Below are 15919 nucleotides of genomic sequence, written 5' to 3'. Positions count from 1 at the left end.
GCTTTTTGCGTGCCTTCCCGCTAGGCTGCCCCCATGAGCCTGCCGCCCGCCCTCGCCGAACTCGCCGCCTATTTCGAGCCGCTCTCGACCCTTCGCCGCGACTTCCGGGGGGCGGTGACGCTCCACACGCCGGGGGTGAACGTGCTCGCGCTCAACGCGACCTACCTGCCGGACGGGGACCCGGACCGCCTGCCGCTGATCCGCGCCTGGCACCACGCGCAGGCCATGCCCGCCCTGGTGGCGAGCGTGGGGGAGAGGGCGCCGGGCGAGGAGGTGGCCGCCCTGCGGGTGGGCGAGTACCACCCCGCCGGGGCACCGGACATCATCCGGGTCGAGCAGGTGGGCCGTCTGCACCTGCCCGTCTGGGCGGCGACGCTGGCGCAGGCCTACGGGACGCCGGAGTGGGCGGGCCCGCTCGCCCGCCACCTCGCGGCCCGGTTGGAGGGGGAGCGGGACGTGACGCTGCTGCTCGCCTACGCGGGCTCGGAGGAGCTCGGGGCGCTGCTGTGGCGGGCGGGCCAGGGCGGGGGTGGAGCGGCCCACCTCTGGGGCACCCTCGACCCCGCCGTCGACGCGCCGCTCCTCGACACGGCCCACGCCCTCGCCGGGGGCTTGCGGGCCAGCCTGCCGGACGGCGCCCCCCTGAGTGTCCACGGCGAGGCGGTGGTAACGTTCAGCCTGCTGGACGGAGCGGCCCAGGCGCCCGGCCTCTGAAAGGACTCATCCCCATGCGACGACCGCCCGCCCGCCCCCGCTCCTCGTCCTCCTCCCGGCGCCTCTCCCCGTGACGGCGGCGCAGGTGGGGCCCGGCTTCGGGCGTGACCGGGCGACCTGGATCACCTACCTGCTGTTGGGCTACTTCGCCTTCCTCCTGAATGCCCTGGGGCCGCTGCTGCCCTTCCTGCGGGAGAAGCTCGGCCTGACCTACGCTCAGGCAAGCCTGCACACGAGCGCCTTTGCGGTGGGCTCCCTCATCGCCAGCGTGAGCGCCGACCGGCTGGGGCGGCGCTTTGGGGCCGGGGCCGTGCTGTGGGGCGGCGCGGCGGGGATGGCGGCGGGCGGGGTGTTGCTTGCGGTCGCACCGACGTTCCTCCTCAGCGTCCTGGGGGCGCTCGTGATGGGCACGCTGGGGTCGCTGACGCTGGTGCAGGTCTCGGCGGTGCTCGCGCGGCGGCACGGGGAGAGGCGTCCCCAGGCGTTCGCGGAGGCCAACGCCGTGGCGAGCGTGTGCAGCGTCATGGCGCCCCTGGCCGTCGGGGGCGCGGTGGCCGCCGGGCTGGGCTGGCCGGGCGTGCTGGGGTTCGCGGCGGGGGTGCTGGCCCTGCTCGCCGCCGTCTCTCGCCGGGTGAGCTTCAGAGGGGAGGCTGGAGTGGGCGCCCCCTCCCGGGAAGCCCTGCCCGCCCGCTACTGGCGGCGCTGGGCCGTCTTGCTGCTCGTGGTGGCGGTGGAGTTCGGGGTGGCCTTTTGGGCGGCGGATTTCCTGCAAGGCGTGGGGGGATTCGGGCGGGCGGCGGCGGCTACGGCGGTAAGTGCCTTCCTGCTGGCGATGCTGCTGGGCCGGCTGGCGGGCGGGGCGCTGCTCGCGCGGGTTCCCGCCGGGCGGGTGGTGGGCCTGTCCCTGCTCGTCGCGCTGCCGGGTTTTCTGGTCTACTGGCTCGTCCCGGTGGGCGCCGTGCGGATGGTGGGCCTGTTCGTGACCGGGCTCGGCGTGGCGAACCTCTACCCGGCGATGCTCTCGCTGGCGGTGGGCACGGCGCCGGGCCGCGAGGACGTGGCGAGCGCGCGGGCGGCGCTGGCCTCGGGCCTCGCCATCCTGCTCGCTCCCTTCGCGCTGGGGGCCCTGGCGGACGTGTCCTCGCTGTTCCAGGCCCAGGTGGTTGTGCCCGCGCTGCTCATCCTCGCCGGGGTCGCGCTGGGGTGGGCGGAGCGGAGGGAGCCCCGGGAAGGCCGCGTGCGTCCGGGCTCCTGAGACCACGCGACGGGAGCGGGCACGCTAAGCTGGCCTCCCTGACCTCGGGATCGGCCTCACCCCCCGCCGAAGGACACCGGACCAACACCCTTCATCTGGAAAGCCGAGGGCCCCGGACACACTGCCATGACCCAGACCCCAGACCCCCCCATCCACGACCTCGACACCATGCTGTGCTTCAACCTCTACGTGGCGTCGCGGAGCATGGTGATGGCGTACCGTCCCCTCCTCGACCCCCTGGGCCTGACCTACCCGCAGTACCTCGTGATGCTGGCCCTCTGGAACGCCCCCCACCCCCCCACCGTCAAGGCCCTCGGCGAGTGGTTGCACCTCGACTCCGGCACCCTTTCCCCCCTCCTCAAGCGTCTGGAGGCCGCTGGGCACCTCAGGCGCCACCGCCGCGCCAGCGACGAGCGCGAGCTGGAGGTCACGCTGACCGAGCAGGGGAGGGCGCTCCGTGAGCAGGCGCGCGACATCCCCCGCCTCATCGGCGAGCGGGTGGGGCTGGGTGACCGGCAGGTGCGCGATCTGATCGGGCTGCTGCGGCAGGTGATCGTGAATCTGGATGAGGGGGGTTAAGGTGAGGGGAACAAGGAGTTTCGTGCGGCTGAAATTCTAGCCGTGGCGCCGCCCAAGCAATCGGTATACGGCGTCATCATTGCGGCGCCCGATGACGGTGACGGTCGCGATGATCAGGACTTGACCGGACTCGTCCAGGTCATAGACGATACGGTACTCGCCCACATCCACGCGAAAGAAGTTCCAGCCGTTCACCCGGTACGCCTCGCCCTGGATAGGCCGCGCGTCCTGTGGCCTGGGATTGACCGAGAGAGCGTCAAGCTGGCGGGCGATCTGGCCCAGATGCTTGCGGTTGCCTATATCTCGCAAGTCTTTCTCAGCCGCCCGAGTCAGTTCGACCCGAACTTCACGCGTGGGAACCTGCGGCTTCTGCTCCTCAGAGGCCGAGGTTTCGTTTAAGGTCCTGCCAGTCGATTCTTCCGGCTCCGCTCCGCTTTTCCTCTTTGAGTCGTTCAAGGGCGAGGTCACCCCACAGGCGATCCTCCAGGCGCTCCAGCAACTCCAGGTCCGCCACGCTGATCATGACCGCCGCAGGTTTGCCCTGCCGGGTCACCGTGACGCGCTCGCCACCGTACTGCACGCGGTTGACGAGATCGTTGAAGTTGCTGCGGGCCTCCGAGGCGCTCAGGGCCGGGGTGGTCTCCTTTCGTGATGTTGTCATGGTCCTCCCCGCTCGCCTTGCGAGACGTAGCCGTGACCTGCCTTGCAAGTCCGCCGCTGAGTCCCCCCCTCCTTGAGAGAGGCTTCTCACCGAAAGTGTACAGGAAAGACGTTTCGTACAAAAGAGACAAGCAGAAGGAGCAAGCCGACGGCTACAGCGGCATGTTCCCGTGCTTCTTGTACGGCCGCGTCTCCGCCTTGCCCCGCAGCATGGCGAAGGTCTGGATCAGACGGGCGCGGGTGTCCTCCATCGGCAGCACGTCGTCGATGTAGCCCTTGGCGGCGGCGACGTAGGGGTTGTCGAAGGTCTCCTTGTACTGGGCGATCTTCTCGGCGCGGGTGGCGTCCGGGTTCTCCGAGTTCTGGATGTCGCGGCGGTAGACGATGTTGGCGGCCCCCTCGGCGCCCATGACGGCGACGGCGGCGGTGGGCCAGGCGTACACCACGTCGGCGCCCATGTCGCGCGAGTTCATGGCGAGGTACGCCCCGCCGTAGCTCTTGCGGGTGATCAGGGTGATCTTGGGGACGGTCGCCTCCGCGTAGGCGTAGAGCATCTTCGCCCCGTGCCGGATGATCCCCGCGTGCTCCTGCGCCACCCCCGGCAGGAAGCCCGTCACGTCCACCAGCGTCAGGATCGGCACGTTGTAGCAGTCGCAGGTGCGGATGAAGCGCGCGGCCTTGTCCGAAGCGTCGATGTTCAGCGTCCCCGCCATCACTTTCGGATTGTTCGCCACGATGCCCACGCTCTGACCGTTCAGCCGCGCGAAGCCGCAGAGGATGTTCCTGGCCCAGCCGGGCTGGATTTCGAGGAAGGTGCCGTCGTCCACGAGTTCGTGGATCACGTCGTGCATCGCGTAGGGCTTGCGCTGGTCGGGCGTCACGAGGTCGAGGAGGCGGTCGTTGCGGCGGTCCACCGGGTCCGCGCACTCGCGCACAGGCGGCTGCTCGCGGGCGTTCTGCGGCAGGTAGGAGAGGAGGTCGCGGATACCGTCAATGACCGCCTCGTCCCCGTCGTACTCCAGGTGGGCGACGCCCGAGCGGCGCGTGTGCACGTCCGCCCCGCCGAGCCCGTCGAAGGTCACGTCCTCGCGGGTGACCGACTTGATGACCTCCGGCCCGGTGATGAACATGTACGAGCTGCCCCGGCTCATCAGGATGAAGTCGGTCAGGGCGGGGGAGTACACCGCGCCGCCCGCGCAGGGCCCCAGGATCGCGCTGATCTGCGGCACGGCGCCGGAGTAGATCGCGTTGCGGTAGAAGATCTCGCCGTAGCCGCTCAGCGAGTCCACCCCCTCCTGAATCCGCGCGCCCGCCGAATCGTTCAGGCCGATCACCGGGCAGCCCGTCTTCGCGGCGAGGTCCATCACCTTCGTGACCTTGGAGGCGTTCATCTTGCCCAGCGAGCCGCCGAGCACGGTGAAGTCCTGGCTGAAGACGAAGACCTGCCGCCCGTCGACCGTGCCGCGCCCGGTGACGACGCCCTCGCCGGGGGCCTCGACGCCCGCCATCAGGCGGTTGTGGCCGTGTTCGACGAAGGTGGAGAGTTCGAGGAAGGAGCCGGGGTCGAGCAGGCGCTCGATGCGCTCGCGGGCGGTGAGCTTGCCGCCCTCGCGCTGCTTCTTCTGGCGCTCGGCACCGCCGCCCGCCTCGACCTTGGCGCGGCGCTGCTCCATCGCGGCGATCAGCTCCTGCAATTCCAGCCCGGGTTGTGTCATGGGGCCATGCTAGCGGGGCGAACGCCCGGCTGGACCGCGTTCCCGGACAGGAGACACCCCCGCGCGGCAGGCGGGGGCGCAGGAACGAGGCCGGGCGTTCAGGAGGAAGGCAGGCCGCCCAGCAGCGTCCGCGCCCGCTCGGCGACCTCGGCGTCGGCGAGGATGACGTACCGCTCGGCGCGCATCCCGCCCACCGAGGTGAAGTCGCGCCGCCCGCCCGTGACGGCGTAGCCGATCAGGCCCCAGATCAGGCCCGTGATCGCGCCCAGCACCATGCCGTAGGCGACCGCGTACAGCAGGTTCCCGCCGCCCAGCCCCAGCAGCCCGAAGAGCAGGCCGATGAACAGGCCGATAAAGAGCCCCTGCCCGAATCCCAGGCTCGCCGCGCGGCCCCAGTCGAGGCGGCCCGTGACCTGCTCGATGGTCTTCAGGCCCTCGCCCACGATGGCGGTGCGCTCGACCGGAAACCGCTGGTCGCTGAGGTAGTCCACGGCCCGCTGCGCTTCGAGGTAGGTGGGGTAGGTCGCCACGTTCACGCGCGCACTCTGGTCGGGAATCAGGGCCGAGCGGGGGTCAGGCTGGGTCACGGGATCACTCCTTTGCCCCAGCCTAGAGACCGCCCCCGGCCCGCATCTGAGGGGGCGCTTCAGGAAGGCTCATCCTTCCGCCAGGACGGGGCCGGGCGCCGGGACCCCGCCCCAGCCCCCCGCCTCCACCACCACGCCCTCCGTCTCGCTCATCCGCACGATGTTCGCCAGCGTGAGAATCGGCACCCCCAGGTCGGCGAGCTGGCTCCTTCCGTCCTCGAAACCCTTCTCGATCACGCATCCGAGAGCGAGGAGTTCGGCCCCGCTCGCCGCGATGATGCGGGAGAGCGCCCGCAGCGTCCCTCCCGAGGCCAGAAAGTCGTCCACGACGACCACCCGGTCTCCCGCGCCCAGGAACTCGCTGCTCACGAAGAGGTCCACCACGCCCCCCTTCGTGCGGCTGACCGAGTGCGCCGTGTAGGCGACCTCGTGCATGGTGACGGGCCGTTTCTTGCGGGCGTACACCAGCGGCACCCCCAGCACCAGGGCGGTCGCCAGCGCGGGGGCGATGCCGCTCACCTCGATGGTGACGATCTTGCTGGGCGCGAGGGGCGCGAAGCCCGCCGCGAACCGCTCGCCCATCTCGCGGGTGAGCCCGGGGAGAAGCTGGTGGTTGACCAGCCCGTCCACCTTGAGAAGGCCTCCGGGCAGTATCCGCCCCTGTTCCCGAATCGCGTTCACAAGCGCCTGCATGGGGCGAGTGTACTCGCCGAACGGCTCATGCCCGCCGCTCCCTGTGCAGGGGAGACTGGGGCATGTCCGGACTGCCCGACCTCACCCCTGCCGAACTCGCCGCCCTCGCCCGCAAGCACGGGCTGCGCGGCCCTCTGGAGCGGCTTCCCAGCGCGGGCATCGTGAACCGGGCCTACGCCGACCGCGAGGTCGTGCTGCGCGTCGCCGTGCCGGGAGACGAGATGGGCGAGGAGGACGCCCGCACCGAGGCCGTCGCCGTGCCCGCCGCGCTGCGCGCCGGAATCCGCACCCCACCCCTCCTCGCCTTCGACGACAGCCGGGAGGTGGTGGACGCGCCCGTCACCGTCTACGCCCGCGTGGACGCCCCCAGCCTGCACGGCACGGGTTGGGACGTGGCCGACCCCCGCTTCGTCCGCGCCGCCCGCGAGACCGGGCGCGAACTCGCCCGCCTGCACCTGAGCGTCACCGACGTGCCCGACCCGCGCGGCTGGCTCGAAGTTTGGGACCTGCCCGACGCACGGGAGGGGGTGGAGGCCGCCGCCACCGCCGGGCGCATCGACCGCCGGACCGCCGACTGGGCCGTCCGGCTCCTGACCCGCACCGCCGCGATTCCCCGGCCCGCCCCCCGCTTCCTCCACGGGGACGCGCAGCCCGGCAACCTGCTCGTGCACCCGGACGGCTCGCTCGCCGCGCTCATCGATTGGGGAGACGCCGGGTGGGCCGACCCCGCCCTCGACTTTCCCGCCCTGCCGCCCTACGCCGCCGCGCACGCGCTGGACGCCTACCGCGAGGTGGCGCCTGATTTACTCGGCGAGGGGGTGGAGGGCCGCATCCTGGAGGTCTACCTGAACATGGCCTTCCGTCGCCTGGGCCGCTCTCCCACGTCCCGCGAGCTGTGGAGCGCCCGGCCCGGCAGTGTCCTCGCCCACCTCCTGCGGTTCTCGGTGGACGCTCCGGAAGGGTGGCGCCAGTGGCTCCGGGAGGAGGGGCGCCGTGGGCCACAAAAAATCCGCCCTCTCGGGCGGTGATAAGGAAAAGATAGCGTGGGATGCACGGGAGGTCAACCCTATGCAGTCCATCCGGCTCACTCCAGCTCGTTGATCTCCGGCCTGAACCCCACCTCGCGGACGAAGCGCAGGTATTCTTCCTCGCTCAGCGCCTCGCGCCTGCCGCTGAGGGCCACGAAGAAGGCTTCGAGGACGTTGGTGGCGAAGTTGCGGCTGCCGATGCGCGGCGTCGTGGTGATGAGTCGGGCGACGCCCCGCTCCCTCATCCAGGCGCGGTCGGCCTCGGTGATCGTCTGGGTGAGGATCGTCTTGCCGCTGAGCATGCGCGGGGCGTAGCGCTTGGCGTAGTGGGTGTCCCCGGCGATCACGTCGGCCCAGGCGTAGAGGCGGGTGCCCTGGCCCTCCACGCTCGTCTCCTGCTTGTCCCCGGTGGGGTAAAACCAGTCTTGCGGCAGCTTGGTGATCGCGGGCAGGGCGAGGCGGGCCACCCGGCGCAGGGCGGCGATGGACCGCAGCGGCACGTTCAGGTTCAGGCCGAACACGATGTCGCCGTACACCATGTCCGCCCCGTGCTCCGAGAGCGCCTCCGCCATGCCGAAGCGGTCGACGGCGGAGACCATCAGCACCCGCTTGGTCCGCCAGTTCAGCACGGGGTCGAGCTGCGCCACCGCGTCGCGTTCGAGGGTGTTCTTCAGGCCGCTGCCGTCGAGCACGGGCGTGATCTTCGCGTGCGAGACGAGCTTGCGGACGTTGCCGAAGGTGTAGCGCCGCCCGTCCGCGATCACGTACAGGTCCGCCCCCCCCAGCCCGAAGGCGTCCACCCGCCCGTCGAGCGCCTGGAAGAGGGCCGCCGCCCTCCGCGCGTCCCCGTCGGTGCCGATGCGTTCGAGCACGAAGGGCTGGCCCAGCACGCTCATCTCCTCGCGGGCGTTGCGCTTGCTGTTTCCCAGCGACACGCTCACCACGTGCTTGAACCCCGCCGGGGCCGGGTGCCACCCGCTCAGAAGATCGGACATGGAGGGCATTGTAAGGGAGCGGTCAGCCCTCAGCGGTCAGCCCTCAGCCGGGGCAAGGCGGGGTGCCCGCCGCGAGGAGACGCCATAAAAAAGCCAAAAAAGCCCCGGCATTCGCCGAGGCTCCCTTTCTCGCTGATCGCTGACGGCTGAAAGCTGACCGCTTCAGGGATACAGCCCCCGCAGTGCCCGCGCCTCCAGCACCCGGGTGCAGGCCACGATGTAGGCGGCGGTGCGCAGCGTGACGCCGTGCCGCTCCTTGACGTCCCACAGGCCCAGGAACGCCTCGCGCATGATGCGGTCGAGCCGGGCATTGATCTCGTCCTCCGTCCAGAAAAAGGAGGAGAAGTCCTGCACCCACTCGAAGTACGAGACCGTCACGCCGCCCGCGTTCGCCAGCACGTCGGGCACCACCAGCACGCCCTTCGCGTGCAGGAGGTCGTCGGCCTGCGGCGTGGTGGGCCCGTTGGCCCCTTCCACGATGACGCGCGCCCGGATGCGGTCGGCATTGTGCTCGGTGATCTGCTTTTCCAGCGCGGCGGGGATGAGCACGTCGCAGTCCACCCCCCAGAACTCGCCCGCGGCCAGCTCCTCGGTCCCCTCCAGGCCGGTGATCTTGCCCGTGCGGGTGAGGTGCGCGGCGGCAGTGTAGGGGTTGATTCCCGCCTCGCTGTGAACCGTGCCCGTCACGTCCTGAATCGCCACGATCCTCGCCCCGTGGTCGAAGAAGATGCGCGCGGCGGCGTTCCCCACGTTGCCGAAGCCCTGCACGGCGATCCGCGCGCCCTCCAGCGGCATCCCGAGCTTGACGAGCGCCTCCGCCCCGGTCACGAACACGCCGCGCCCGGTGGCGTCGCCGCGCCCGAGCGAGCCGCCCAGGCTCACGGGCTTGCCCGTCACCACGCCCGTCGCCGTGCGGCCCACGTTCATGGAGTAGGTGTCCATCATCCACGCCATCGTCTGCGGGTTGGTGTTCACGTCGGGCGCCGGGATGTCCTTTTCCGGCCCGATGACCAGCCCGATCTCGGTCGTGTAACGGCGGGTGAGGCGTTCGAGTTCCCCGGTCGAGTACTTGCGCGGGTCGATCCGCACGCCCCCCTTGCCGCCGCCGTAGGGCAGGTTCACGGCGGCGTTCTTGATCGTCATCCACGCCGAGAGCGCCATGACCTCAGATAAGGTCACGTCCTGGTGAAAGCGCACGCCGCCCTTGGCGGGCCCGCGTGAGGTGTTGTGCTGCACCCGGTAGCCCTCGAAGTGCGCGACCGTCCCGTCGTCGAGGTGGATGGGCACGTCCACCACCAGGATGCGCTTGGGCCTTTTCAGGGTCTCGACCCAGTACGCGAGCTTGCCGAGGTAGGGCGTGACCCGCTCGACCTGCTCCAGGTAGATCTCGTACGGGCCGATGTTGTTCGGATCAAGGTAACTCGGCAGGGAGTGCCCGCCGAGCTGGGGTTGAGCTGGGGTCTGGTTCTGGGGGTCTTGGGTGGCGGTCATTGGGAACCTCCGGTTGGGGGTGGGAAGGAAGGGGAGCTTTCAGCTCTCAGCCGTCAGCCATCAGCAAAAGTCCTGAACGGCTGACGGCTTCACGGATACACGCCCCGCATCACGCTCGCCTCGTGCAGCCGCCCGAGGGCGAGGGCGTAGGCGGCGGTGCGCAGGTCGTCCACGCCGCGCGTGCGGGCGAAGGCGAGCACCCGGTCTACGGCGGCGTTCACCCGCGTGTCGATGGCGCGTTTGATCTCGTCTTCCGTCCAGAAGAAGTTGCTGGCGTCCTGCACCCATTCGAGGTAGTTCACGACCACCCCGCCGATGCTGGCGACCAGATCGGGGAGGATGGTCACGCCCTGCGCCTTGAGGAAACGCTCGGCCTCGGGCAGCACCGCGCGGTTGGTCGCCTCCACCACGTAGCGGGCGCGGACGGCGTGGGCATTCCCGGCGTTCACGGCGCCGTAGTCGTAGGCGAGCATCAGCACGTCCACGTCGAGTTCGACGACCTCCCCGGCGGTGATGGCGGTGGCGAAGCCCTGGACGGTGCCGTGCTCCTCGCGGTGCCGCGAGAGGGCCTCTAAGTCGAGTCCCCCGCTGGCGAAGGCGCCCCCCTGCTGGTCCGAGACGGCGACCACCAGGGCCCCCTGCTCGGCGAGGGTCTGCGCGGCCCGGCGCCCCACGTCCCCGAAACCGTAGACGGCCACGCGCGCCCGGCTCAGGCTCTCGCCGCGCCCCTCCAGAATCCGGCCCGCCACCAGGGCGGCGCTGCGGCCCCGGGCGTCCTTGCTGCCGTAGCTCCCGCCCAGGCTCATCGGCTTGCCGACGACCACGCCGCTCAGGGTGGAGCCGGTGTTCTCGCCGTAGGTGTCGAGCATCCACGCCATCGCCTGCGGGTCCGAACCCACGTCGGGCGCGAGGATGTCCTCGGTGGGGCCGATCAGCTCCACGAGTTCCGAGGTGTAGCGCCGGATCAGCCCCTCGCGCTCGTGGGCGCTCAGGAGCGAGGGGTCCACGTCCACCCCGCCCTTCGCCCCGCCCAGCGGCAGGTCCGCGACCGCGGCCTTGAGGGTCATGATCGCGGCCAGGACCTCGCACTCGTGGGCGTTCAGGCCCGCCTTGAAGCGCACGCCGCCGATGCTGGGGCCGCGCGCCGTCGAGTGCACCGTGCGGTAACCCTTGAAGACGCGCACCGTGCCGTCGTCCATCCGCACCGGCAGATTCACGCTCACGGTGCGTTTCGGGTACTTGAAATAGGCGAGGGACTGGTCGGTCACCTCGCAGTGCGGCAGCGCCTCCTGAAGTTGCTCCATCAGGCCCTGCCAGTTGAGTCCGGATGCCCTCATCACGCTTTCCTCCGCAGTGGTCTAGCGTTCCGAGGATACACGCATAGACAGGCGGGCGCTGTGAGGACGGGATTGCAGTAAAAGGGCGCCGCCTTGCAAATGCCAGCCGGTCCGTCCACCCGGTGGGTGGCCCGGGTCTCGGCGAAGCGCTGCTCCTTCAGGGCGCCAGCCCGCCGGGTGATTCCGGGAGGAAGGGGCGGGACCTCCGGGGCGTCCGGCCTGACCGGACAAGCGGCCCTGCCGCGGCCTCGCCCTCAGCGGGCGCGCTCGGTCTCGTGGCGGGCGAGGGCGGCGAGGGCGTCTCTGGCCTCGGAGGGGGGCAGGGCTTCCAGGGCGCCCACGGCGAGCGAGACGCGGCGCCCGATCTCCTCGCGGGTGGCGTCCACGGCCCCCGCGGCGAGGGCGAGGTCGCGGACGCGGGCCACGTCCCCCGGCGCGGCGGCGCGGCGGGCGAGGAGCTCACGGACCTCGGCCTGCTGGGGACCGCCCAGCAGCAGGAGGACGGGCAGGGTGGCCTTGCCTTCCCGCAGGTCGCCGCCGACCGGCTTGCCGAGCGTCTCCTCGTCGCCCGCGAGGTCGAGGAGGTCGTCGCGCATCTGGAAGGCGAGGCCGTACTCGCGCCCGAAGGTCGCCAGCGCCTCCCGCTGCTCGTCGGGGGCCCCGAGCACGAGGGCGGGGGAAAAGGCGGCAAGTTCGACGAGGGCCGCCGTCTTTCCGTAGATCACGTCGAGGTAATTCGCCAGGTTGTAGTCGGCGTAGGCGGCGACCTGAAACTGCAAGACCTCGCCCTCACACACCAGGCTGGCGGTCTCCCCGAAAGACCGCACCAGGGCCGCCCCCCCCGGCAACCCCGCGAGGAGCACGAGCAGCCGCGAGAGCATGAAGTCGCCGCTCATCACGGAAACGACGTTCCCGAAGCGGCGGAAGGCCGCCTGCTGGCCGCGCCGGGTGTCGGCGTCGTCGATGAGGTCGTCGTGCAGCAGCGAGGCCGAGTGCAGCAGTTCCACGCACGCGGCGAGGTCCGTGACGCCCGGCCAGAGGGGGTGGCGGGCGTCCGCCCCGAGGGTCTGCGCGGCGAGGTAGGTGACGGTGGGCCGCGCCCGTTTGCCGCCCGCGGTCACGAGGTCTTCCCCGATCAGCTCGATGAACTCGACACGCGACCGCAGCACCTCGCGCAGCCGCACCTCGAAGGCCGCGCCGGGGAGGATCAGGGACGCCACGCCGGTCATGCGGGCAGTATAGAAAACGTCCGGTGGGCCGAACGTACCTCCCGCGGGGGAGCGGGACGAAAGCCCTGGGGGCCCGGGCCGTGTCTTCAGGGGCCCTCAAGGCAAGATGACCTTCGGCTCAAGGGGCCGCCCCCACGCCGCCAGAGCGGGGGATGCTCCTTTGTCCCTCGCCCTGGTCGCGGCCTCCGTGGTAAAACCGGAGGCAATGGAAAGTGTCGTTGCCCTCTTTCGTGAGCCGCAGCAGGCGGGGGTGGCCCTCGCCGCGCTGCAAGAACGCGGTTTCGACCGTGATCACCTCGGCTTCAGCATGCTCGACGCGGTGACCAAAGACACCCTCGCCCAGCAGACCGGCGTGAGCCCCGAGGAGGGGGCGCCGGGCGGCTCGGGCAGCGTCATCCGCGGCACCCTGCTCGGCGCCTTTGCGGGCGTGGCGCTCACCTTCCCGGTGTGGCTCCTCCTGCTGTGGATTCCCGACACCCGCGTCTATCAGGAGGGCGGCGTCCTCGCCATGCTGTTCGGCCTCATCGGCGGCGCCGGGCTCGGCGGGATCTTCGGCGCGCTGACCGGCAGCGATCACGGCGATTACGTCAAGCTGCTGCGCCGCATGGGCGTGCCCGCCGCGCAGGCCGAGCGCTTTTACGACGGCATCCGGTCGGGCAACGTCCTCGTGATCGCCCGTGATCCTGACGAAAGGCGGGTCACCGAGGCCCTGAGCATCATGCGCCGTTCCGGGGCCCTGCGCCTCGACGAGGCGACGGGCGGAGGCCGCCTCCAGAGCGAGCGCGTCGGGCAAGACGGCCACTGAAGTTTCACAGCGATGGCCGGATAGGTTGCGGCTCTTTGTCCGGCCCGAGCGGAGCGAGCAGCCGTGAGGAGAGCGGCCCTGCGTGACGTGTCCTTTCAACGGAACGGAGGACCGCGATCAGAGGGTTCAGGGGCGGTGGGGGCGACCTCGCCGCCTCTCTCGTCGGGGCCTACTCCGGCCAGACGAGCGCGGGGTCGTCGGTGGGCGGCCAGGAGGAGGTGAGGCGGACCTCCCACCCCTCGCCCGCGATCTCTCGCACGGGGACCACGCCCACGCCGCTGCCACACAGCCAGGCGCGCGTGACCTCTCGCAGTTCGGCCACGGTCACCGCTCTTTCCTGAAAGTCCTGTCTTCGCAAGAAGGCGGCGCGGGTCACGCCCGGCAGTCCCCCCGCGGGCACGACGAGCCTCCCGCCGAGGTCGAACAGAGGCGAGGTTCGCCCGCCGTCCACCACCCGCCCCTCGGGGTCCGTGAGCCAGCCCTCAAAGGCCCCGGCCGCCCCCGCGTCCCGCCCGGCGAGGAGGTAAGGCAGGTAATTGCCCGTCTTGTGGGGGGCGAGTTGCGGATGCACCTGCCGCCCCGTGAGCAGGACCCGCACGCCCTCCGTCGGGCGCGGCCCGGGCGTGAGCGGGCGGTGCGACCAGAACGTGCCCTCCGGGGTGGTGGTCAGGCGCAACAGGCCCCAGGGGAGGGGGTCGAGGGTGGGAGGCCGGTCCTCCGGCGCGGGCAGCCCCAGGAACACGCAACTGCCTGCCAACCGCGCGAGGTGGGCCTCCCAGAGCAGGGGCAGGCCGCGCCGGGTGCGAAGGGTCGTGAAGGTGGTCGCCCCGTGCAGCCACGCGCCCGCTTCGGCCCCGGGCGGGAGCGGCCTCATCCCCGCCCGCCCGCGCTCAGCCGCAGCCAGTTGGCGAGAAGGACCCGCCCGGCGGGGCTGAGCACGCTCTCGGGGTGAAACTGCACCCCCCAGGCGGGGCGTCCGGGCACGTGCAGGGCCATCACCTCGCCGTCCGCGCTGCGGGCCGTGACGACCTCCTCCGGCAGCCCGCGCACGACGAGGGAGTGGTAGCGGCCGAACTCGGCTCCGTCCGGCACGCCCGCGAACAGCCCCTCCCCGCCGTGCCGCGCGGCCTCCGGGCGGCCGTGGACAGGCACGGCGCGTTCCACCCGCCCGCCCAACACCTGTCCCAACGCCTGGTGTCCCAGGCACACGCCCAGCAGGGGTACGCCCCGCTCCAGGCACGCCCGCGTCAGGTCGAGCGTGCTGCCGCTCGTGTCCGGCGTCCCGGGGCCGGGTCCCACGAGCACGGCGTCCGGTGGGGGGGCCAGCAGCGCTCCCACCGTCTCTTCCGGCGAGCGCACGTCCACCTCTGCCCCCAGCGCGAGCAGGTCGTGGGCGAGGTTCATGGTGAAAGAATCGTGGTTGTCGAGCAGCAGCACCCGCAGGCCCGGAGCGGAGGGGGCGGGCGGCGGCGCCCAGGCCACGCCGGGCACGGGGGGAGCGGGCGCCCTCGCGGGCCGACCCGGCACCCCCGCGAGCACGCTCAGGAGCGCCTGCGCCTTGTGCACCGTCTCCTGCGCCTCACGCGCCGGGTCGGCGTCGATGACGGTGCCGCCCCCCGCCCGAACCTCCACGGTCCAGCCCTCCCCGTCCCGCGTGAAGGCCGCCGTCCGGATCAGGATGTTCACGTCCACCCGTCCCCCGGCCACGATGCCGACCCCGCCCGTGTACCAGCCGCGCGGCCCCGGCTCCAGGTCGCGGATCGCCTCCATCACCCGTTCCTTGGGCGCGCCCGTGATCGTGCCGCCGGGAAAGGTCGCGCTCAGGAGCTCGCGCACGGTCAAGTCGGCCCGGGCCTCGCCCACCACCTCCGAGACGAGGTGCATGACGTGGCTGTAGCGCTCGACGAGGCCGAGGTCCGGCACCCGCACCGTGCCCGGGGCCGACACCCGCCCCAGGTCGTGGCGCACGAGGTCCACGAGCATGGTGTGTTCGGCCCGCTCCTTGGGGCTCGCGCGCAGTTCCCGCTCCAACGCGGCGTCCTCCCCCGGCGTGTCGCCCCGGCGCCGGGTGCCCGCGATGGGCCGCGCCGAGACCTCCTGCCCCTCCCACCGTACCAGCCGCTCCGGGCTGCACGACACGACGACCTCCTCGCCCAGGTCGAGAAAGGCCATGAAGGGGCTGGGGTTGAGCTCCCGCAGGCGCAGGTAGGCGGCCAGGGGGTCGCCCTCCGCCCGCGCCCGCACCCCCCGCGAGAGGTTGACCTGATACACCTCGCCCGCCCGGATGAGGTCTTGCACCGCCCGCACGCCCGCCGGGTAGTCCACGTCGTCCGCGCCGAAGGGGCCCACCGTGAGGACGGGCGTGGGAACGGGCTCCCCCGCGAGCACCGCCGCCCAGTCCACGTGCCCGGCCTCGCCCACCACCTCAAGGCGGCCCGCCTCGCGGTCCCACACGAGGCCGCCCGGGTACAGGCCCCACCAGCCCGGCTCGCCCTCCGGGTCGTGCGTCTGTCCCCCGAAGGCCCGCGCCGCCTCGTACTTCAGGCCGCCCAGCCACGCGGGGAAGAAGGCGTCTCCCTGCGGGCGCCCCGGCACTTCGTGTTGAACCCGCACCGGCCAGGCGCTCAGGAAGGAAAAGCGGCCGTAAGAAACGACCGGGCCCAGCGACTCCAGCAGGGCCACCCCCGGTGCGCCCGCCGCCCGCAGGCGCAACAGCACGTCCGCCGGGGAGAGGTCCGGGGGCAGGGGAGAAGGCACGGGGCGGATTGTAGGGGAGAGGCGGGGGGGGCGGCCAGCCCGGGTCACCTGCACGGACACCGCCCCCCGCCGCG

16 protein-coding genes are annotated in these 15919 nt (G+C 71.6%); 5 read left to right on the top strand and 11 right to left on the bottom strand.

The features are described 5' to 3' along the window. The first annotated feature begins 33 nt into the window (after positions 1-33). The 3 genes from IC605_RS14005 to IC605_RS13995 all read left to right on the top strand — a co-directional run bounded on the left by IC605_RS14005 (position 34) and on the right by IC605_RS13995 (position 2548). Positions 34-714 (top strand): hypothetical protein, encoded by a 681-nt coding sequence (locus IC605_RS14005; RefSeq protein WP_216325303.1) that lies wholly within the window; start codon positions 34-36, stop codon positions 712-714. Positions 715-784: 70 nt separating this feature from the next. Next, a complete protein-coding gene (locus IC605_RS14000) occupies positions 785-1969 on the top strand; it encodes an MFS transporter (protein ID WP_216325300.1) in 1185 nt (394 codons plus the stop codon). Between the two features lie 126 nt (positions 1970-2095). Then, positions 2096-2548 carry a MarR family winged helix-turn-helix transcriptional regulator gene (locus IC605_RS13995; RefSeq protein WP_216325296.1) on the top strand — a complete coding sequence of 151 codons (453 nt, stop codon included), beginning with the start codon at positions 2096-2098 and terminating at the stop codon, positions 2546-2548. Positions 2549-2584: 36 nt separating this feature from the next. On the opposite strand, the gene IC605_RS13990 is transcribed toward IC605_RS13995, so the two are convergent. The 5 genes from IC605_RS13990 to xpt all read right to left on the bottom strand — a co-directional run bounded on the left by IC605_RS13990 (position 2585) and on the right by xpt (position 6203). Then, on the bottom strand, positions 2585-3016 hold the full coding sequence (locus IC605_RS13990) for a type II toxin-antitoxin system RelE family toxin (protein ID WP_343216621.1): 432 nt from the start codon (positions 3014-3016) through the stop codon (positions 2585-2587). Further along, a complete protein-coding gene (locus IC605_RS13985; protein ID WP_216325290.1) occupies positions 2925-3209 on the bottom strand; it encodes a type II toxin-antitoxin system Phd/YefM family antitoxin in 285 nt (94 codons plus the stop codon). The genes IC605_RS13990 and IC605_RS13985 overlap by 92 nt, the downstream gene beginning before the upstream one ends. A gap of 151 nt (positions 3210-3360) precedes the next feature. Then, positions 3361-4923 carry an acyl-CoA carboxylase subunit beta gene (locus IC605_RS13980; protein ID WP_216325288.1) on the bottom strand — a complete coding sequence of 521 codons (1563 nt, stop codon included), beginning with the start codon at positions 4921-4923 and terminating at the stop codon, positions 3361-3363. Positions 4924-5021: 98 nt separating this feature from the next. After that, positions 5022-5510, bottom strand: a complete 489-nt coding sequence (locus IC605_RS13975) for a YflT domain-containing protein (protein WP_216325285.1) — start codon at positions 5508-5510, stop codon at positions 5022-5024. 69 nt (positions 5511-5579) lie between these two features. Continuing rightward, positions 5580-6203, bottom strand: a complete 624-nt coding sequence (gene xpt, locus IC605_RS13970) for a xanthine phosphoribosyltransferase (RefSeq protein WP_216325283.1) — start codon at positions 6201-6203, stop codon at positions 5580-5582. Between the two features lie 62 nt (positions 6204-6265). Here xpt and IC605_RS13965 point away from each other — a divergent pair, with 62 nt between their 5' ends. Further along, positions 6266-7231, top strand: coding sequence for a phosphotransferase family protein (locus tag IC605_RS13965; RefSeq protein WP_216325280.1), 966 nt, complete (start codon positions 6266-6268; stop codon positions 7229-7231). A gap of 56 nt (positions 7232-7287) precedes the next feature. On the opposite strand, the gene IC605_RS13960 is transcribed toward IC605_RS13965, so the two are convergent. From IC605_RS13960 to IC605_RS13945, 4 genes are all read right to left on the bottom strand, one after another. Then, the gene (locus IC605_RS13960) at positions 7288-8226 is read right to left on the bottom strand and encodes a quinate 5-dehydrogenase (protein WP_216325243.1); all 939 of its coding nucleotides are present in this window, start codon (positions 8224-8226) and stop codon (positions 7288-7290) included. Positions 8227-8388: 162 nt separating this feature from the next. Continuing rightward, positions 8389-9717, bottom strand: a complete 1329-nt coding sequence (locus tag IC605_RS13955; RefSeq protein WP_216325226.1) for a Glu/Leu/Phe/Val family dehydrogenase — start codon at positions 9715-9717, stop codon at positions 8389-8391. Positions 9718-9806: 89 nt separating this feature from the next. Beyond that, positions 9807-11054, bottom strand: a complete 1248-nt coding sequence (locus tag IC605_RS13950) for a Glu/Leu/Phe/Val family dehydrogenase (protein ID WP_216325224.1) — start codon at positions 11052-11054, stop codon at positions 9807-9809. Positions 11055-11308: 254 nt separating this feature from the next. Further along, positions 11309-12283 carry a polyprenyl synthetase family protein gene (locus IC605_RS13945; protein ID WP_216325220.1) on the bottom strand — a complete coding sequence of 325 codons (975 nt, stop codon included), beginning with the start codon at positions 12281-12283 and terminating at the stop codon, positions 11309-11311. A 205-nt stretch (positions 12284-12488) separates the two neighbouring features. Here IC605_RS13945 and IC605_RS13940 point away from each other — a divergent pair, with 205 nt between their 5' ends. Then, positions 12489-13088 carry a hypothetical protein gene (locus IC605_RS13940; RefSeq protein WP_216325217.1) on the top strand — a complete coding sequence of 200 codons (600 nt, stop codon included), beginning with the start codon at positions 12489-12491 and terminating at the stop codon, positions 13086-13088. Between the two features lie 169 nt (positions 13089-13257). Here the strand turns inward: IC605_RS13940 and IC605_RS13935 are convergent, their stop codons facing one another. Then, positions 13258-13962, bottom strand: coding sequence for an aminotransferase class IV (locus tag IC605_RS13935; protein WP_216325215.1), 705 nt, complete (start codon positions 13960-13962; stop codon positions 13258-13260). Beyond that, positions 13959-15845: a chorismate-binding protein gene (locus IC605_RS13930; protein ID WP_216325212.1), complete on the bottom strand. Its 1887-nt coding sequence runs from the start codon at positions 15843-15845 to the stop codon at positions 13959-13961. The genes IC605_RS13935 and IC605_RS13930 overlap by 4 nt, the downstream gene beginning before the upstream one ends. Positions 15846-15919: the final 74 nt, after the last annotated feature.

This window comes from Deinococcus aestuarii, from assembly GCF_018863415.1.
In the GTDB taxonomy this organism is placed as follows: Bacteria; Deinococcota; Deinococci; order Deinococcales; family Deinococcaceae; genus Deinococcus; species Deinococcus aestuarii.
The sequence above is the reverse complement of the archived record's forward strand: the minus strand, read 5'-3'. Positions and strand labels throughout refer to the sequence as shown.